The 18,489-nt window shown below is 74.2% G+C and carries 14 protein-coding genes and 1 pseudogene; 5 read left to right on the top strand and 10 right to left on the bottom strand.

The window, feature by feature from the left end; all coding sequences use genetic code 11:
- Positions 1 to 114 precede the first annotated feature (114 nt).
- Positions 115 to 2,823: a DNA polymerase I gene (gene polA, locus ACLQ2V_RS12680; protein WP_425718624.1), complete on the top strand. Its 2,709-nt coding sequence runs from the start codon at positions 115 to 117 to the stop codon at positions 2,821 to 2,823.
- Positions 2,824 to 2,958: 135 nt separating this feature from the next.
- Here the strand turns inward: polA and ACLQ2V_RS12685 are convergent, their stop codons facing one another.
- The 7 genes from ACLQ2V_RS12685 to ACLQ2V_RS12715 all read right to left on the bottom strand — a co-directional run bounded on the left by ACLQ2V_RS12685 (position 2,959) and on the right by ACLQ2V_RS12715 (position 8,514).
- Positions 2,959 to 3,366: a DUF3140 domain-containing protein gene (locus ACLQ2V_RS12685; protein ID WP_425718625.1), complete on the bottom strand. Its 408-nt coding sequence runs from the start codon at positions 3,364 to 3,366 to the stop codon at positions 2,959 to 2,961.
- Positions 3,353 to 3,571: a DUF2945 domain-containing protein gene (locus ACLQ2V_RS12690; RefSeq protein ID WP_425718626.1), complete on the bottom strand. Its 219-nt coding sequence runs from the start codon at positions 3,569 to 3,571 to the stop codon at positions 3,353 to 3,355. The genes ACLQ2V_RS12685 and ACLQ2V_RS12690 overlap by 14 nt, the downstream gene beginning before the upstream one ends.
- 40 nt (positions 3,572 to 3,611) lie before the next feature.
- Positions 3,612 to 4,214: a Uma2 family endonuclease gene (locus ACLQ2V_RS12695; RefSeq protein WP_425718627.1), complete on the bottom strand. Its 603-nt coding sequence runs from the start codon at positions 4,212 to 4,214 to the stop codon at positions 3,612 to 3,614.
- A gap of 113 nt (positions 4,215 to 4,327) precedes the next feature.
- Complete coding sequence (locus tag ACLQ2V_RS12700; RefSeq protein WP_425718628.1) at positions 4,328 to 5,173, bottom strand: class I SAM-dependent methyltransferase; 846 nt, start codon at positions 5,171 to 5,173, stop codon at positions 4,328 to 4,330.
- A complete protein-coding gene (locus tag ACLQ2V_RS12705; protein WP_425718629.1) occupies positions 5,170 to 6,630 on the bottom strand; it encodes a polysaccharide biosynthesis C-terminal domain-containing protein in 1,461 nt (486 codons plus the stop codon). Before ACLQ2V_RS12705 ends, ACLQ2V_RS12700 begins: the two co-directional genes overlap by 4 nt.
- Before the next feature lie 77 nt (positions 6,631 to 6,707).
- On the bottom strand, positions 6,708 to 7,820 hold the full coding sequence (locus ACLQ2V_RS12710; RefSeq protein WP_425718630.1) for a hypothetical protein: 1,113 nt from the start codon (positions 7,818 to 7,820) through the stop codon (positions 6,708 to 6,710).
- Entirely contained in the window at positions 7,813 to 8,514 is a 702-nt protein-coding gene (locus ACLQ2V_RS12715; RefSeq protein WP_425718631.1) for a hypothetical protein, read from the bottom strand. The genes ACLQ2V_RS12710 and ACLQ2V_RS12715 overlap by 8 nt, the downstream gene beginning before the upstream one ends.
- Positions 8,515 to 9,013: 499 nt before the next feature.
- Between ACLQ2V_RS12715 and rpsA the strand changes: the two genes are divergently transcribed.
- A complete protein-coding gene (rpsA, locus tag ACLQ2V_RS12720) occupies positions 9,014 to 10,513 on the top strand; it encodes a 30S ribosomal protein S1 (protein WP_425718632.1) in 1,500 nt (499 codons plus the stop codon).
- 71 nt (positions 10,514 to 10,584) lie between these two features.
- Here the strand turns inward: rpsA and ACLQ2V_RS12725 are convergent.
- Positions 10,585 to 11,225, bottom strand: a pseudogene (locus ACLQ2V_RS12725) (GyrI-like domain-containing protein).
- Between the two features lie 162 nt (positions 11,226 to 11,387).
- Between ACLQ2V_RS12725 and coaE the strand changes: the two are divergent.
- The gene (coaE, locus tag ACLQ2V_RS12730) at positions 11,388 to 12,386 is read left to right on the top strand and encodes a dephospho-CoA kinase (RefSeq protein WP_425718633.1); all 999 of its coding nucleotides are present in this window, start codon (positions 11,388 to 11,390) and stop codon (positions 12,384 to 12,386) included.
- Positions 12,387 to 12,405: 19 nt separating this feature from the next.
- On the opposite strand, the gene ACLQ2V_RS12735 is transcribed toward coaE, so the two are convergent.
- On the bottom strand, positions 12,406 to 14,025 hold the full coding sequence (locus ACLQ2V_RS12735; protein ID WP_425718634.1) for a hypothetical protein: 1,620 nt from the start codon (positions 14,023 to 14,025) through the stop codon (positions 12,406 to 12,408).
- Positions 14,026 to 14,370: 345 nt separating this feature from the next.
- On the opposite strand from ACLQ2V_RS12735, the gene uvrB reads away from it, so the two are divergent.
- Positions 14,371 to 16,479 carry an excinuclease ABC subunit UvrB gene (uvrB, locus tag ACLQ2V_RS12740; protein WP_425718635.1) on the top strand — a complete coding sequence of 703 codons (2,109 nt, stop codon included), beginning with the start codon at positions 14,371 to 14,373 and terminating at the stop codon, positions 16,477 to 16,479.
- A 181-nt stretch (positions 16,480 to 16,660) separates the two neighbouring features.
- Positions 16,661 to 17,611: a helix-turn-helix domain-containing protein gene (locus ACLQ2V_RS12745; protein ID WP_425718636.1), complete on the top strand. Its 951-nt coding sequence runs from the start codon at positions 16,661 to 16,663 to the stop codon at positions 17,609 to 17,611.
- A gap of 57 nt (positions 17,612 to 17,668) precedes the next feature.
- On the opposite strand, the gene ACLQ2V_RS12750 is transcribed toward ACLQ2V_RS12745, so the two are convergent.
- On the bottom strand, positions 17,669 to 18,439 hold the full coding sequence (locus ACLQ2V_RS12750; protein ID WP_425718637.1) for an SDR family oxidoreductase: 771 nt from the start codon (positions 18,437 to 18,439) through the stop codon (positions 17,669 to 17,671).
- Positions 18,440 to 18,489: the final 50 nt, after the last annotated feature.

Genomic DNA, 18,489 nt, shown 5'->3' on the forward strand with positions numbered 1-18,489 from the left:
GTTCCCCACTCCGGGGGGCGGGCGGCCGCCGGCGTCGCGGGGCCCGCCGAATCCCGGGGTCACCGGCCGTGCCGCCGGGCCGGGTTGTCGGGGGTACGGACTAGAGTCGCTCGCGTGACAGCTACGACGCCGCGCCTGCTCCTCGTCGACGGACACTCCCTGGCATACCGGGCGTTCTTCGCCCTGCCGGTGGAGAACTTCTCCACCACGACGGGGCAGCCGACAAACGCCGTCTACGGCTTCACCTCGATGCTGATCAACGTGCTGCGCGACGAGCGGCCCACCCACATCGTGGTCGCCTTCGACGTCTCCCGCCGCTCCTTCCGCACCGAGCAGTACGCGGAGTACAAGGCCGGCCGCAGCGAGACCCCCACCGACTTCAAGGGCCAGGTCAGCCTGGTCAAGGAGGTGCTGGCGGCGCTGCGGATCCCGGTGGTGGAGCGGGAGGGCTACGAGGCCGACGACGTCATCGGCACCCTGGCCTGCCAGGCCCGCGACCAGGGCATGACGGTGCTGATCTCCAGCGGCGACCGGGACGCCTTCCAGCTCATCGACGACGACATCACCGTGCTCTACCCGCGCAAGGGCGTCTCCGACCTGGCCCGGATGGACGCCGCCGCCGTCGAGGCGAAGTACGGGGTGCCCCCGCAGCGCTACCGCGACCTGGCCGCCCTGGTCGGGGAGACCAGCGACAACCTGCCCGGAGTGCCCGGGGTCGGCCCGAAGACCGCCGCCAAGTGGATCAACCTGTACGGCGGGGTCGACGGGGTCGTCGCCCACGCCGACGAGATCAAGGGCAAGGCCGGCGACAGCCTGCGCGAGCGGCTCGCCGACGTGATCCGCAACTACGAGATCAACCGCCTGGTCTGCGACCTGGAGCTGCCGATCCGCCCCGAGGACGCCCGCTGGGCCGGCTGGGACCGGGAGGCGGTGCACCAGGTCTTCGACACCCTGGAGTTCCGCATCCTGCGCGACCGCCTCTACCAATACCTGGAGGCCGTGGAGCCGGAGGCCGAGGCCGGGTTCGACCTGGCCGGCGAGAAGCTCACCGAGCCCGGGGCGCTGGCCGGCTGGCTCGACGCCCATGCCCCGGCCGGCACCCAGGTCGGCGTGGCGGTGAAGACGCCGGCCAAGCCGGCCGCCCCCCGCGAGCGCTACGAGCCGCAGCTCGACGGGGTGGCCCTGGCCCTGGCGGCCGGGCCGGCGGCCTGGTTCGACCCGACCCAGCTCGCCGAGGCCGACGAGCGGGCCCTGGCCGGCTGGCTGGCCGACCCGCAGCGGCCGAAGGTGCTGCACGACAGCAAGCACGCCCGGTTGGCGTTCGCCGCCCGGGGCTGGTCGCTGGCGGGGGTGGCCCGCGACACCGAGCTCGCCGCCTACCTGGCCCGCCCCGACCAGCGCTCCTACGACCTGACCGACCTGGCGCTGCGCTACCTGCACCGCGAGCTGCGGGTCGACGCCCCGGAGACCGGCCAGCTCACCCTCGAGGGGCTCGGCGACGAGGGCGAGGCCGAGCAGAACCTGATGCTGCAGGCCCGCGCCACCCTCGACCTGGCCGACGCGATCGACGCCGAGCTCTCCCGCGACGGCGAGCAGTCCGCCCGGCTGATGGCCGACGTCGAGCTGCCGCTCTCGGAGGTGCTGGCCACCATCCAGCGCGTCGGCATCGCCGCCGACCTGGACTACCTGCACGAGCTGGAGACCGACTTCGCCGACGAGGTGAAGAAGGCCGCCCAGTCCGCGTACGCGGCGGTGGATCGGGAGTTCAACCTCGGCTCGCCCAAGCAACTGCAGGAGCTGCTCTTCGTCGAGCTGGGCCTGCCCAAGACCAAGAAGATCAAGACCGGATACACCACCGACGCCGACGCCCTCCAGTGGCTGCACGCCCAGCACCCGCACCCGGTGCTGGAGCACCTGCTGCGCCACCGGGACGTCGCCAAGCTCAAGTCGACCGTGGACGGGCTGCTCAAGTCCGTCTCCGACGACGGCCGCATCCACACCACGTTCAAGCAGACGGTGGCGGCCACCGGGCGGCTCTCCTCCACCGACCCCAACCTGCAGAACATCCCCATCCGCACGGAGGAGGGGCGGCGCATCCGCCGGGCCTTCGTGGTGGGGGAGGGCTACGAGTGCCTGCTCACCGCCGACTACAGCCAGATCGAAATGCGGATCATGGCGCACCTGTCGGCCGACGAGGCGCTGATCGAGGCGTTCAACTCCGGCCGGGACTTCCACGCCGCCACCGCCTCGTCGGTCTTCGGCGTGCCGGTCGCCGAGGTCACCGCCGACCAGCGCCGCAAGATCAAGGCGATGAACTACGGCCTGGCGTACGGGCTCAGCGCGTTCGGCCTCTCCCAGCAGCTCGGGGTCAGCGCCGAGGAGGCGCGCGGGCTGATGGAGAACTACTTCGCCGGCTTCGGCGGGGTCCGCGACTACCTCGACGAGGTGGTCGCCCGGGCCCGGCGCGACGGCTACACCTCCACCGTCCTGGGTCGCCGCCGATACCTTCCCGACCTGGTCAGCGACAACCGTCAGCGCCGGGAGATGGCCGAGCGGATGGCGCTCAACGCCCCGATCCAGGGCTCCGCGGCGGACATCATCAAGGTGGCCATGCTGCACGTCGACGCGGCGCTGCGCGACGCCGGCCTGCGCTCCCGGATGCTGCTGCAGGTGCACGACGAGTTGGTCTTCGAGGTGGCCCCGGGCGAGCGGGAGACGCTGGAGACGCTGGTGCGGGCGCGGATGGGCGGGGCGTACCCGCTGTCGGTGCCGCTGGAGGTCTCCGTCGGCGAGGGCCGCGACTGGAACAGCGCCGACCACTGACGGGCCGGGGACGCGACCACTGACGGGCCGGACGACCACTGACCGGCCGGCGGCCGCAGGGGCCCCGGCGGGCTGTGGTCGCACCGGTGTGGGCCCCGGCGCTGCGGCGGCACCCGCCGCAACGCCGGGGCATGGTCACCTGAGCGGGTCGCGACCCCAGTTCATCAGCGACCACCGCCACTTCGTGTTCCGGACGTCGCCGGAGGGGCGCTGCGCCAGGTGCCGGTGGACGTACCCGACGACCTTGCGCATGTGCTTGTAGTCGCCCTCGTCGAGCTGGTTGCGCCGGCGGCGCAGCAGGTCGATGATCCGCCGGCCGGAGGCGTGCCCGACCGACTCGCCGCCACCGGAGCGGCCGCCCTTGTGCCAGCCGACCCGCTTGGACTCGTCGGTCTCCAGCCAGGTGGCCAGCTCGCGGGGCTTCATGTTCACCGCGTCGGTGAACTCCCGATAGGTGTCCCCGCCCCGGTCAGCCCCGCCCTGTCCGGCCTTGCCCCGGTCAGCCCGGTTGCTGTCGGCCCGGTTGCGGTCAGCTCCGCTCATGGCGTAGCACCTCCGGGCGGTGGGCGACGTCCCGGCCGGAGCTGTCGGCCCGGATGCGGTACTGCGGGTCGTCCGGGGACGCGTTCACGGTGTGCCCGCTCAACCGCGTCCGTTCGGTCACTTCCTCCCGGATGACCCCCTGGGTCCGGCTGCCGTGGCTGGCCCAGGAGACGTGGTCACCTCTGCGGAACTTCTTCTCGGCCATGCGCCTGGCTACCCGGGGCACCCACGGCCAAACGACGGGCTCAGCCGATGAGCTCGGCCACCGGCAGCTTGATCTCGAAGGGCTCGTCCAGCGCGATCAGCTCCGCGCTCTCGGCGGCCAGCTCGTACTGCCGCTCGCCGCTCGGGCCCCGCCGGCCGCCGAGCCGGTACGCGTACACGTGCACCGGGTCCTGCTCGATGCGCCAGTAGAACGGGATGCCGGCGGCGGCGTACTCGGTGGGCTTGGTGAAGCGGTCGGTGCGCCGGGTGGCGGGGGAGACCACCTCCACCGCGAGCACGACGTCGGCGGGCAGGAGCAGGCTGCGGTCGGTGCTCACGCCGGCGCGGCGCAGCAGCACGTCCGGCTGTCGGCTGGTGGTCAGGGTCAGCGCGACCCCGACGGCCTGGGTGACGCGTAGGTGGTCGGGGGTGTGCTGCAACAACCAGCGGGCCAGGAGGAGGGCGATGTCCTGGTGGCCCAGGGTGGGGGAGGGCGCCACCTGGATGACTCCGTCGACGAGTTCGACGCGGGGGGCGTCGTCGGGCAGTTTGAAGAGGTCCTCGATCGTGTAGTCGGCACGCTGCTGCCGGACCGGGTCCGGACGCCAGGGACCGGGTGGGGTCGCGATCGGTCCGGCGCTCACCCGGTCAGAATATCCCCGGCGGATGCCCGACATGTCGCACTCGCGGTGCGTCTCGCGCCCGGCCGGCCGGCTCGTCCGACCAGGTCGGCCGCTGGCTCGTCCGCGTAGGCGGTTCAGCCGGCGGGCTTCTCCGCGACGAAGATCGCGGTGCCGGGGAAGAGCCGCCCGCGCAGCGGACTCCACTGCCCCCAGACCCCCTCGTGCCCCTGCGGCCACTCCGGCTCGACCAGGTCGACCAGCCGGAACCCGGCCTCGACCAGCTCGCGGATCCGGTCGCCCAGGGTGCGGTGCTGCTCCACGTAGGTGGCCCGGCCCGTGGCGTCCTGCTCCACGTACGGGGACCGGTCGAAGTACGAGTGCACGGCCGTCAGGCCGCCCTGACCCGGGTCGTCGAGGAAGATCCAGCGCATCGGGTGGGTCACCGAGAAGACCCACCGCCCGCCGGGCCGCAGCACCCGGCACACCTCGCGCATCACCGCCGCCGAGTCGGCCACGAACGGGATCGCCCCGAACGCCGTGCACGCGGTGTCGAACGCCGCGTCGGCGAAGGGGAGCGCGAGCGCGTCGGCCTGCACCAGCGGGACACGTACGCCGGTGCGCCCGGCCGCCGTGGCGGCGTGCCGCAGCATGCCGGCGGAGAGGTCCAGCGCGACCGGCCGGGCCCCCTGGGTGGCCAGCCAGCGGGCTGCGGCGGCGGCGCCCGCGCCCACCTCCAGCACCCGCCGCCCGGTGACGTCGCCGAGCAGCCGGGCGTCGGCCTCCCGCAGCCCTTCGGGGCACCAGACGAAGTCCACGTCGCCGAGGAACGGGCCGTGCTCGGCCTGGTAGTCGTCGGCGTCGAAGTCCCACCAGCCCCGGTTGGCCCGGCGGGCGTCCGCGTCGGTCACCGGGCGACGCAGCACGCCGGGGGTTTCGGCGTCGTCGGCTTGCGGGGCGCTGCCCGCCCGGTCGTCAATCATCGCGGCAGTCTAGTGGCCGCCCCGGCCGGCTCCCCGGCACGCGGCGTGGCGGCGGGCGCGGCGGGTCCGGTGGGCACGGTGGGTCCGGCGGGGGTGCTGAGTTCGGTGGGCGTGGCGGGTTCGGCGGGCGCCACGGGCGCGGCGGGTGCGGGTGTCGGGGCGGCGGTGTCGGGGGCGGACTCGCCGTGGATCAGCCGGGCCAGGCCGACCGCCAGCACCACGGTGAGGGCGGCCTGCGACAGCAGGGCGGCCAGCGCCGCCCCCAGCGCGCCGGCCGGGCCGGCGAGCAGCCACACCCCGAGCAGTTGCGCCGCGACGGTGACGACGGTCGCCCGACCGACGAAGCGGTCGCGCCCCCGCGAGGTCAGCACGGTCAGCAGCGGCTGGTTCAGCAGCACCACGGCGGCGGAGCCGGCCAGCAGGACCAGCACCGGCGCGGAGCCCCGGTAGCTCTCCCCGAGCACCAGCGGCACCAGCGCGGGGGCGGCGGCGGCCAGCGCCGCGCAGGCGGCCACCCCGAGCAGCAGGAAGGCCAGCGAGTTGCGCACGATCCGGGCTGCCGCCCGGGTGGACTGCGCGGCGGCCAGGGGCGGCACGGCCGCCATCGCGTACGACTGGGCGATGAGCTGGGCCGGCTGGGTCCACCGGCTCACCGCCCCGTAGAGGCCGGCCTGCACGCCGCCGCCGGCCAGGCCGAGCAGGGCGGTGTCCAGGCTGCACGCGCTGACCGCGAGCGCGTAGCTGCCGAACCCGGCCACCGCCGACCAGGGGTTCACCAGCCGGCGCGAGGTGACCAGCCGGTGGCCGCCGGGGGTGAGCAGCAGGCCGCAGCAGCCGGCGACCAGGGTGCCCAGCCCCAGCGCGAGCCAGAGCGCCGAGACCGGGTCGCCGGGGCGGACGGCGTCGACGACCAGGTAGGTGACCAGGGCGACCACCCGTTCCAGGACGGTCACCCCGGCGATGCTGGCCACCCGGCGGTCGGCCCGGTTCGGGATCGTCACGCCGAGCACCAGGATCCGTCCGAACGCCACCACCGCCGCGCCCACCACCAGCCCGGGATCGGGCAGGGCCACCACCGCGACCAGCACGGCCGCCAGGCCCACGGCGGCGGTCAGGACCAGCTTGGCCCGCAGCCGGCTCCAGTACTCGACCGTGGCCATCCGCCCGGCCGCCAGCTCCCGCAGGGAGTACGAGGTGAAGCCGTAGTCCAGCAGCCCGCCCAGGAAGCTGCCGAGCCCGATGGCGGCCGTGGCCGCCCCGAGGTCGGCCGGGCCGGCGTGCTTCGCCACGACGACGAGCAGCCCCGCGTAGCCGAGCTGGGACACCGCCGTGGCGCCGGCCAGCACCAGCGTCTGCCGGGTCAGCCCGCCCCGGGGCCGCAGCCGGCCCCGCAGCAACCGGGAGCGGTCCCGCAGCCGTCCGGCCGCGCGTCGCAGCGAGCCGGCCCCGCGCCGCAACCGTCCGGGCCCGCCGTGCCGCGACCCGTGCCGGCGCGACCCGGACCCGCGCCGCGATCGCCCGGACCCCCGCGCGGTCAGCACAGAAAGGCCTCGGCGAAGGCGCGCGGGTCGCCGCCGGGGATGGGCGGCGGGACCGGGCTGCTCAACGCCCGGCGGAGCAGATCGTCGAGCGCCCGCTGCTTTAGCGGGCAGTGCAGCTCGATGCCCAGGTTCCGCGCCCACATCCGGGTCACCTCGGAACCGGCGACGACGACCCGCCGGCCCGCCCGCGCGCCCTTGGTCGTGGTCGACGGCGGCGCGGAGTTCGAGTAGGCGGTGACCAGGCAGTCCGCCATCTGCACGGCGCGGTTCAGCTCGTGGTTGCTCTGCAACCGGTCGCTGAGCACCACCTCGACGTCCAGCCGGCGGGCCTGCTCCAGCAGCGGTGCGATCGTCGTCCGCACGTCCGGGGAGAGCTCGCCGCAGACGAAGAGGCCGATCTTGGCGGCGGCCAGCGGCAGGATGCCCCGCAGGACCATGTCCAGGTTCTTCCGGGCGGTGATCTTGCCGGCCACGACGAAGTAGAACCGGTCCTCGGAGAGCCCCAGGTCGCGGCGGATCTCCGCCGGGTCGAGGTGGGCGGCGTCGAAGAGGATCGGGTCGGCCACCGCGTCGCGGCCGCGGCGGGCGGTCTCGGCGTGGTCGGCCAGGTAGAGCACCCGTACCCGGGGAAGCCGGGCCGTCCGCCGCAGCAGGACGCCCTTGACGGCCATCTTCGCCCGGTGCCGGGGCCGGGGGTTGCCGGAGAGCCGGGGGTCCCGGATGACCAGCGCGACGACCTGAGCCGCGCTGCGCCACCCGACCAGGCCGAGGCGGGTGGCGAACTGGTCGCCGTCGGGCACGAGCACCCGGGCGCAGCGGTGCCGGTCGGCCAGCCGGTGGGCCAGCGCCGGGGTGATCGGCTCGTCGGACCGGACGAGCTCGCACCGGTCGGCCACCGCGCCGAGGTGCAGGGTGAACTCCGGGGAGTGCAGCGCGGCGGCGGGCAGCGCCAGGACCGGCACGTCGGCGCGGTCGAGCAGGGCGTCGACCAGCAGCCGGACGTAGACCAGGGGGTGCCCCTGGTGGCCCTGGTTGAGGATCAGCGTGCGCCGCCGCGGCTCCTGCGGCGCTTCCGCGTCGCGCGCCGTCGGCCGTCGGTCAGGCACGGCGGTCGGGCGACCGGGTGACCAGCCAGTGGTTGAAGTCCCAGGCGAAGACCGAGGTGCAGCCGCGCAGCCCGATGCCCGGCTTGAAGCCCCAGAAGTCGATGCGCCCCATGCCGCGGCGGGTCAGTTCCGCCTGGGCGTCGGCCAGCCCCGGATGGTCGGTGTCGTCGAGCACGACCAGGCCGTACGGGCGCAGGTAGTCCGGTGCGGCGGCGGCGCAGGTGGTCCGGGCCATCCCGTCGACGACGATGATGTCCCACGGCGCGCCGGCCGCGGCCGCCCGCACGTACGGGGCGTCCGGGTCGGTGTCCCACCGCGCGCCGTCGCCGGGAACGTGGACGATCCGCCCGTTGCGCGGCTGGGGCAGCCGGGAGAACCACTCGGCGTCGTGCTCCACCGCCATCACCTCGGCGGCCCGCCCGGCGCCGAACCACCGGGTCGACGCGCCCGAGCCGTACTCGAAGACGCGGGTCTGCGGGGTGATGACCCGGTCGAGCAGGTCGACGGCGGGGTAGGTCAGCCAGGGCACCGGCCGGCCGGCCCCGTCCGCCGGGGTGCCGCCGCTGACCGTGCGGTGCCAGCCCTGCTCCCGCAGCACCGCGAGCACCTGGAGCGAGGAGAGCGCTTCGCGGCCGGTGCGCGGGACCCCCGGTATCCGGGCCCGGACCCGCTGGGTGATCGTGGGACGTGGCACTTCGGGCTCATTTCTCTTCGGTGGGCCGGCACCGGCCGGCGCTCGTTGCGGGTGGGCCGGTGACGCCGGGCGACGCGGCGGTGACGCCCCGGACGCGACGGGGTCGAACGTGTCTGTCAACGAGGAAGGCGCCGGGAGGGTCACGGGGCGCGGCGGGGTCGGGGCGCTCGGCGCGGCCGGCGTCGCGTGGGACGGAACGCCCGAAACCGGCCTTACCGGGAGGAATTCAGCGACCCCTCGGGCAAGCGGGCTGAATCACTTACCCCGGGGCTTGCACGCTGTGGTAATGCGCACGGTAGGCTTGACGATGCGCTCGCGGATCGTGTGCCTCGGCAGGGAGCAGGTGCGCGGTCGACGGAGCCACATCAGGATCTCAAGCGATCACTAGATCTCATTGAGCGCTCGTTCGGTGTGCCCGGCGACGGATCCGCTGGCGCGAACAGGTCACCGCGACACCAGCTTTGCTGTGACAACCCATCCGACCGGAGCAACCGCCCACATGACGAGCAGCATCGAGGCCCCCTCGAGCGCCACCCGGGTCACCCACGACGATCTCGGTTCCGAGGAGGCATTCCTCGCCGCGATCGACGAGACCATCAAGTACTTCAACGACGGCGACATTGTCGAAGGCACCGTCGTCAAGGTCGATCGGGACGAGGTCCTGCTCGACATCGGCTACAAGACCGAGGGTGTCATCCCCTCTCGTGAGTTGTCGATCAAGCACGACGTGGACCCGGCCGAGGTCGTTTCGGTCGGTGACCACATCGAGGCCCTGGTCCTCCAGAAGGAGGACAAGGAGGGTCGTCTGATCCTCTCCAAGAAGCGGGCGCAGTACGAGCGGGCCTGGGGCACGATCGAGAAGATCAAGGACGAGGACGGTGTCGTCCGCGGCTCGGTCATCGAGGTCGTCAAGGGTGGTCTCATCCTCGACATCGGGCTGCGCGGCTTCCTGCCCGCGTCCCTGGTGGAGATGCGGCGGGTGCGTGACCTTCAGCCGTACGTCGGCCGTGAGCTCGAAGCCAAGATCATCGAGCTGGACAAGAACCGCAACAACGTGGTCCTGTCCCGCCGGGCCTGGCTGGAGCAGACGCAGTCCGAGGTGCGCACCGAGTTCCTCAACAAGCTCCAGAAGGGCCAGGTCCGCAAGGGCGTCGTGTCCTCGATCGTCAACTTCGGCGCCTTCGTCGACCTGGGCGGCGTGGACGGCCTGGTGCACGTCTCCGAGCTGTCCTGGAAGCACATCGACCACCCGTCCGAGGTCGTCGAGGTGGGCCAGGAGGTCGAGGTCGAGGTCCTGGACGTCGACCTGGACCGCGAGCGGGTCTCGCTGTCGCTGAAGGCGACCCAGGAGGACCCGTGGCGGCAGTTCGCCCGCACCCACGCGATCCAGCAGATCGTGCCGGGTAAGGTCACCAAGCTGGTGCCGTTCGGCGCCTTCGTCCGGGTGGACGACGGCATCGAGGGCCTGGTCCACATCTCCGAGCTGGCCGAGCGCCACGTGGAGATCCCGGAGCAGGTCGTCCAGGTCGGCTCCGAGGTCATGGTCAAGGTCATCGACATCGACCTGGAGCGTCGCCGGATCTCGCTGTCGCTCAAGCAGGCCAACGAGGGCTTCGTCGAGGGCGAGGAGCACTTCGACCCGACCCTCTACGGCATGGCCGCGACGTACGACACCGAGGGCAACTACATCTACCCGGAGGGCTTCGACCCGGAGACGGGCGAGTGGCTCGAGGGGTACGACAAGCAGCGCGAGACCTGGGAGAACCAGTACGCCGAGGCCCGTCAGCGCTGGGAGGCCCACACCAAGCAGGTGCAGACCTCCCGCGCCGCCGACGCCGAGGCCGCGGCGAACCCGGCTCCGCCGGTCTCCGCCGGTGCCGGCACCACCACCTCGACCAGCAGCTCGGCCCCGAGCCGGCAGGCCGAGGAGCCGGCCGGCACGCTGGCCACCGACGAGGCGCTCGCCGCACTGCGGGAGAAGCTCGCCGGCGGCAAGTGACCCGCTGAACGACGGCAAGGGCCCCGTCCCCGCGATCGTGAGATCGCCGGGGGCGGGGCCCTCGCCGTCGGCTACCCGGCCGCCGGGGCGGTGGCGGTGACCGGTTGCCGCAGGATGGTGCGCCGCTTCTCGGGGCCACCCGGCGGAAGTCGCTGAGGTAGACCTCGTGGTGCCGGCCCGCCATTCGCAGTCCGCCGCCGGGGATGACCTCGCCGTGCAGCCGGGCCAGCACCTCGGCCTCGTCGTCGAAGGAGCCGACGTGCAGCGTCTGCACGCACCGCCCCTCGGCCAGGGTCTCCAGGCGGACGTCGGCGAGCCGCGCCGGGCGGTTCCCGGCCCCCGTCCGCTGCACGGCGGTGGCGAACATGTCCCGGTCGATCCAGTCCGGAGTCATGATCATCAGCGTCCAGTCCCAGCGTGACTTGTCGCGCTTTACGGTGAAGGCGGCCATGTCCTCGGCCCACCAGAGCCCCTCGAGGGGCGGCACGACGTAGTCGCGCCCGAGCTCGCTGCGGCTGGCGAACTTCAGCCGGTAGGCCACCGGGTAGAGGGCCTCGACGGCCTGGGAGAACGCCGGCGACGTGTTCGGGTCGCCGTGGCCGTCGATCATGAGGTACCGCGTGACCGGCAGCTCCACGGTCCGGAACTGGCCCCGCCGCGCCCGGTAGGCGTCGAGGGTCCTCCTGAAGTCGATCTTCTCAGTCGTCGCCACGCCGCCTCCACCACTTCGCCGCTGACCTCGGCGCGCCCCCGCGCCCGCCTACCCCCGACCGCAGGATAGGCGCTCCCCGACGCCGACGGGGGCGGCACGGCCACCGCCCGGACGAGGTGCCCCGGTGCCGGCGGCGCCATGCCGGTCCGGTTGACTGGTGTGGTGCTGATGGTGGGACTGACCGGGGGGATCGGGTCGGGCAAGAGCGCCGTGGCGGCCCGGCTGGCCGCGCTCGGCGCGGTGGTGATCGACTCCGACCGGATCGCCCGGGAGGTGGTCGCTCCCGGCACCGAAGGGCTGGCGGAGATCGTCGCCGCCTTCGGCGACCGGGTGCTCACCGCCGAAGGCGCGCTGGACCGCCCCGCCCTGGGCGCGGCGGTCTTCGCCGACGAGGGCGCCCGCCGCCGGCTGGAGGCGATCACGCATCCCCGGGTCCGGGCGCGCAGCGCCGAGCTGGCCGCCGCGGCGGCAGGCGACGCCGTCGTGGTCAACGACGTGCCGCTGCTGGTCGAGGTGGGGCTCGCCCCGACGTACCACCTGGTGGTCGTGGTGCGCACGGAGCTGGCCACCCGGATCGCCCGGCTGGAGCGCGACCGAGGGATGCCCCGGGCGGAGGCCGAGCGGCGGATCGCCGCGCAGGCCGACGACGCCCGCCGTCGCGCGGTGGCCGACGTGGAGCTGACCAACGACGGCACCCTCGATGACCTGCACGCCGAGGTGGACCGGCTGTGGCGGGACCGGCTGCTGCCGTACGAGGAGAACGTGCGGCTGCGCCGGGCCGTCCGCCCCGACCGGTCGGCCCCGGTCGGCCCGGATCCCACCTGGCCCGAGCAGTACGCCCGGCTGGCCGCCCGGATCCGGCACGCCACAGCCCCGGCCGAGCTGCGGATCGACCACATCGGCCCGACCGCCGTGCCCGGCCTGGCGGCGACCGACGTCATCGACGTCCAACTCACGGTGGCGAGCCTGGCCGAGGCGGACGGCCCGCTGGCGCAGCGCCTCGCCGCCGCCGGCTTCCCCCGACTGCCCGGCCGGTGGTCGGACGACCCCCGAGCGGCGGGCGGCGACCGGTGGCCCGAGCGGCTGCACGGCAGCGCCGACCCGGGCCGCCCGGTGCGGCTGCACCTGCGCCCGGAGGGCTCGCCCGGTTGGCGGCCCTGACCCGGATGAGCCCCGCGGGTCAGCGGCGTGCCTCGCGGACGGCCGGGGCCGGCGTCGGCAGCGCCGGCACCCGCCCCGGTACGAGGTCGAGCTGGGCGTAGGTGCCCAGCCGGGTGCGCAGCTCCAGCCGGCGCAGCAGGCCGGCCCCGTCGATCCAGTAGCGCAGCCGGCCGGCCTCGACGACGTCGACGCTCCGGCCGGCGAGCCGATCCGCCCGCAGCCGGGTCGCCGTGGCGAGCGCCCCGTTCGCCGGGCCGGGGCGCAGCGCGGCGGCCACCAGCGCGTCGACGTCGGTCGCGTCGGTCGGGCCGCGCTCCCAGACGTGGCCCGCGCGTGGGGGTGGCAGCGGCGGGGCGACGAGCGCGTTCCCGGCGTCCGAGGTCGACCAGACCCCGGCGGTGTCGTGGCGGCGCAGGGTCCGCCCGACCGGCGGGTCGCCGACCGACAGGTACGCCGCCCGCGCCGACCAGCTGATCCAGCCCGTGCCACGCAGGGTCCTCCCGGCGCCGACGGGCGCGGTCAGGGTCGCCGTGGCGCCGCCGCCGGCCCGCATCCGGGCGGCCACCCGGGTCAACCGGCCCTCCTCGGCGGCGGTGAGCGCCCTGGGCAGCCCGGCCCGCCCGCCCAGCGCGGCCACCGGCCAGAGCACCGGCCGGTCGGCCCTGTGCAACTCCACCGTCACCGGCACCCCGCCCGGCAGGCGTCCCTGTAGCCGGTGCAGTCGGGCGTCGCGGTCGACCCACCAGCGCGCCGCCCCGTCCAGTGGCCCGGTGGCGTCGGCGGGGGACCCGGCGGCGGTCGGCAGGCTGACCGGCCGGCCGGGCCAGCCCGGAGGGCTGGCGGAGCCGGCCGCGCCGCTGCGGGAGGGGGACGCCGACCGGGCGGCGGTGGTGCGCGTCGGGGCGGGCGTGGCAATGCGGGCGGCGGTGGTGCGGGCGGCGGTGGTACGCGTCGGGCCGCCGGCCCGCGTGGTGGTGCCGGGCAGTGGGGCCTGGAGGACGTCCACCTGCTGCCCGCCGGCCTCGGCGTGGGCCAGCCAACGGGCGGCACCCGGCGGGGTCGCTCCGGCCGGCTCGGGTCGGGTGGCGGCGAGCGCGAAGATCAGCTCCAACGCGGGGCGGAGCAGCCGGGTGGCCGGCCCGTCGCCGACGCGCCATCCGTCGGCCGGTGGCACCAGCGGCGGGTTCGCCGGGGCCGGCACCGCCGCGGGGTCGCGCCGGAGCAGCATCAGGCCGGGGACGGCCTGGACCAGGCCCCGGCCCGCCCCGGCACCGGGGCCCCCGACGTCCAGGTAGGCCAGCGGCCGGGACCAGTCCACCCAGCCGACCAGTTCGGTGCGGGTGGCGTCGGCACCGGTGGTCAGCCGCAGGCCGGACCGCACGTCCCGGTGGTTGGTGACCCGCATGGCGGCGAACCGTTCCGCCTCGGCGGGGGTCACCGGCCGGGAGGGCTCCCGCGCCGCCGGGGCCCAGGTCAGCAGCGCGACGGCCAGGCCCACGGCGGCGGCGACGGCGATCACCCCCAGGGCGACGACGAGGGTACGCCGACGCCCGTCGCCGGGGCGGTCGCGCGCGGCGGCGGCGTCCGGTCGGCGACGGTGCCGGGCGGGTCGGGTCGGCCGCGCGGGGGAGTGCTCCACGGCAGGTGAACGCCCGCCGCCGGGGCCAGGTGACGCCCGGGGTGGATGCCCGGTCGGGTGAGGCCCGGGGGCGGTGCCCGGCAGGGGCGCTCGCGGCGGCCGGTCTGCGCGTCGCGCGACCACGACGGGTGCGCACACCGGTGATGTCCGGGTGCTGCGACCCCCTGTGCCGGGGGCGGGCCGGGCCGCTGACGGCCCGGCCACCGGCCCGGACGGCCGCCGCGAGCGGCCTACGGCCACACCCTAGCGCGCGTGAGATACGCCACACAATGCGAATATTGAAGCCGATCACATACCGTCAGTGCTCGGTCCGTTTTGTCAGACCGTCGGCGTACCGTTGGGGGCATGGCGCTCGACATTCCCCGGCTCGACAACCGCTTCCAGGTCGTCAGCGAGTTCCAACCGGCCGGCGACCAACCGACCGCGATCGACGACCTGGAGCGTCGGGTGCGGCGCGGCGACCGCAACACCGTGCTGCTCGGCGCGACGGGCACGGGCAAGAGCGCCACCACGGCGTGGCTCATCGAGCGGTTGCAGCGGCCCACGCTGGTGCTCGCCCCCAACAAGACGCTCTGCGCCCAGCTGGCCAAGGAGTTCGGGGAGATGCTGCCGCACAACGCGGTGGAATACTTCGTCTCCTACTACGACTACTACCAGCCCGAGGCCTACATCCCGCAGACCGACACCTACATCGAGAAGGACTCCTCGATCAACGAGGAGGTCGAGCGGCTGCGGCACTCGGCGACGATGTCGCTGCTCACCCGCCGCGACGTGGTCGTGGTGGCCACCGTCTCGGCGATCTACGGCCTGGGCACCCCGGAGGAATACCTCGACCGGGCCGTCCGGATCACCATCGGCCAGGAGCTCGACCGCGACCAGTTGCTGCGCCGCCTCGTCGACATTCAATACACCCGCAACGACGTGGCCTTCCAGCGCGGCACGTTCCGGGTGCGCGGCGACACCCTGGAGATCATCCCGGCGTACGAGGAGCTGGCCGTCCGGATCGAGATGTTCGGCGACGAGGTGGAGAAGCTCTACTACCTCAACCCGCTCACCGGCGACGTGGTCCGCGAGGTCGACCACCTGCTGATCTTCCCCGCCACGCACTACGCGGCCGGCCCCGAGCGGATGGAGCGGGCCACCCGCGACATCGAGGCCGAGCTGGGCGAGCGCCTCGCCGAGCTGGAGCGGCAGGGCAAGCTGCTGGAGGCGCAGCGGCTGCGCATGCGCACCACCTACGACCTGGAGATGATGCGTCAGGTCGGCTTCTGCTCCGGCATCGAGAACTACTCGATGCACATCGACGGGCGGCTGCCCGGCAGCCCGCCGCACTGCCTGCTCGACTACTTCCCCGACGACTTCCTCACCGTGGTCGACGAGTCGCACGTGACGATCCCGCAGATCGGCGGGATGTACGAGGGCGACGCCTCCCGTAAGCGGATGCTCATCGACCACGGCTTCCGGCTGCCCAGCGCCGCCGACAACCGGCCGCTGCGCTTCGACGAGTTCCTGGAGCGGGTCGGCCAGCTGGTCTTCCTCTCCGCCACCCCCGGCCCGTGGGAGTTGCAGCAGGCCCAGGGCGAGTTCGTCGAGCAGGTGATCCGCCCGACCGGCCTGGTCGACCCCGAGGTCGTGGTCAAGCCCACCAAGGGGCAGATCGACGACCTGATGCACGAGATCCGGCTGCGCACCGAGCGCGACGAGCGGGTCCTGGTCACCACGTTGACCAAGAAGATGGCCGAGGACCTCTCCGACTACCTGCTGGAGAACGGCATCCGGGTGCGCTACCTGCACTCGGAGGTGGACACGCTGCGCCGGGTGGAGCTGCTGAGCGAGCTGCGCAAGGGCGACTACGACGTGCTGGTCGGCATCAACCTGCTCCGGGAGGGCCTCGACCTGCCCGAGGTCTCCCTGGTGGCGATCCTCGACGCCGACAAGGAGGGCTTCCTGCGCAGCGGCCGCTCGCTGATCCAGACCATCGGCCGGGCCGCCCGCAACGTCTCCGGCCAGGTCCACATGTACGCGGACAAGATCACCCCGTCGATGGCGGAGGCGATCGGGGAGACCAACCGGCGCCGGGACAAGCAGATCGCCCACAACCTGGAGCGCGGCGTCAGCCCGGAGCCGTTGCGCAAGAAGATCCACGACATCCTCGACGACATCTACCGGGAGGCGGAGGACACCGAGAACTCCCGCATCGGCGGCGCGGCGCGGCAGCTCTCCCGGGGCAAGGCGCCGGTGAAGGAGACCCGCAGCCGCAGCCGCGTCGCCGCAAGCGGCCCGTCCCGTGAGGGCATGGCGCGGGCCGACCTGGCCCAGCTCATCGGGGAGCTCAACGACCAGATGCTGGCCGCCGCCCGGGAGCTGCAGTTCGAGTTGGCCGCCCGCATCCGCGACGAGGTAGCCGACCTGAAGAAGGAACTGCGGGGGATGGACGCGGCCGGCGTGCGCTGAGCGGCTCCGGCACGGCGGGCTCCGGCACGGCGGGCTCCGGCACGGCGGGCTCCGGCACGGCGGGCTCCGGCACGGCGGGCGACACCCGTCGCCGGGGCGTCATCCGGGCCGGTAGCTGACCGCGAGGGGGCTATTGCAGTGCGTGACCGATTTGCGTACTCTCCGTTCTGGGGAGGCGGCAATGGCGTTGCCAACGAGTCCGGTGATTCGACGTGCGCGGCTCGGTGCCGAGTTGCGTCAGCTACGCAGGCGGAAGGAGCTCACCCTTGAGCAGGTCTGCGAGCGGTTGAGCTGGGCGTCGACGTCGAAGCTGTCCCGCATCGAGTTGGGGCAGAGCAGACCGGACCTCGCCGACGTGCTCGACCTGCTGGACGTCTACCAGGTCGACCCGGCCGACCGCGACACGCTGATCGTCATCGCCCGGGACGCGGCCACCAGCCGGGGCTGGTGGAAGACGCTCGGCGGGATGGGTGAGCGCCAGCGCGCGTACGCCGAGTTGGAGGCCGGCGCGGCGACCCTGGTGGAATACCAGCCGGCGGTCGTGCCGGGCCTGTTGCAGACCCAGGCGTACGCCCGGCTGCGCCTCGGCGTGGCCCGGCTGCTGCACCCGGGGGTGGACGTGGAGGCCGACGTGCGGGCCCGGCTGGTCCGGCAGGAGGCGCTGCACCGCGCCGAGCCGCCCCGCTACACCGGGTTTCTGGAGTTGACCGCCTGCGACCCGGGCGGGGTGCCGGAGGGCGTCTGGCGTGACCAGCTCCGTCACCTGGTGGCCCTGAGCCGGCTGCCGAACGTCACGATCCGCGTGGTGCCGCCCGGCGTCACGACCGCCGGCGCGCACCCGTTGACCCCGTTCTCCTGTTACTCGTTCCCCGACCCGGCGGACCCCCGGACGGTGATGCTGGAGGCGTTGACCACCGACGTGCGGCTGGGCTCCGCCGCCGACCTCGCCTGGTACGACGCGGTGGTGGACCGGCTGCTCGACGTGGCCCTGCCGGCGGCCGAGACGACGGCGCTGCTGGCCCGGCTGGCCGAGGACCCGTCGGTGGCGACCGACCTCGGCGGGCAACTGCCGGGCCGGGCCCGGCTGGACGGCCCGATGGCGCTGCCCCGACCCCGCGAGCCCCGGGACTGAACCGCCGGCCCCGCACGCCCTGCGGGACCGACCCGCCGCCCCCGGCCGAGGCGGGGCTCACCCGTACCGGTGGAAGCCGCCCTCGGAGTCGATCACCTGGCCGGTGATCCAGCGGGCGTCGGTGGAGCAGAGGAAGCGGACGATCCTTGCGGCGTCCTCGGGGGTGCCCCAGTCGCCGCCGGGAAAGAGCCGCGCCACGGCTGCGCGCGCCTCGGGGCAGGCGTACCCGGTGTCGGTGGGGCCGGGGTTGACGCAGTTGACCGTGATGCCCTTCGCCATCAGCGGCGGGCTGAGCTGGACGGTGAGGTTCTCCACCGCCGCCTTGCTCGCCGCGTACGCCAGCTCGGTGGGCATCGGGCCGAGCCGCTGCCCGGTGGAGAAGAGCACCAGCCGCCCGCCCTCGCCGGCCCGACCGCCGTCGAAGCCGGCCGCGAACGCGTCCGCCAGCAGCAGGGTGGCCCGGACGTTGACCAGCAGGTGCCGGTCGATCTCGGCGGCGTCGAGACCGCCCAGCGGGGTCCGTGTCGAGTACGCGTGCACGGCCACCACCGTGTCGAGGTGGCCGAAGCGGTGGATCGCCTCGGCGACGAGGGCGGCGGGGGCGGCCGGGTCGAGCAGGTCGGCCCGCACGTGCTCCGCGCGGTCGCCCAACTCGGCGAGGAGCGCGGGCACGCCGTCGCGGTCACCGCCGTAGGGCTGGGCGTCGTCGTACTCGGGCAGGCCGGTCAGCAGCAGCCGGTGCCCGGCCGAGGCCAGCGCGCGGGCGACCGCCGCCCCGATGCCGATGCGTCGGCTGACCCCGGTCACCAGCGCGGTCCGTTGCGTCATGGCCGACAGCCAAGCCCGCAGGCCGGGCAACCGCCAGCGATTATCGTCGC

This window comes from Micromonospora sp. DT233 (genome assembly GCF_049841815.1).
In the GTDB taxonomy this organism is placed as follows: domain Bacteria; phylum Actinomycetota; class Actinomycetes; order Mycobacteriales; family Micromonosporaceae; genus Micromonospora.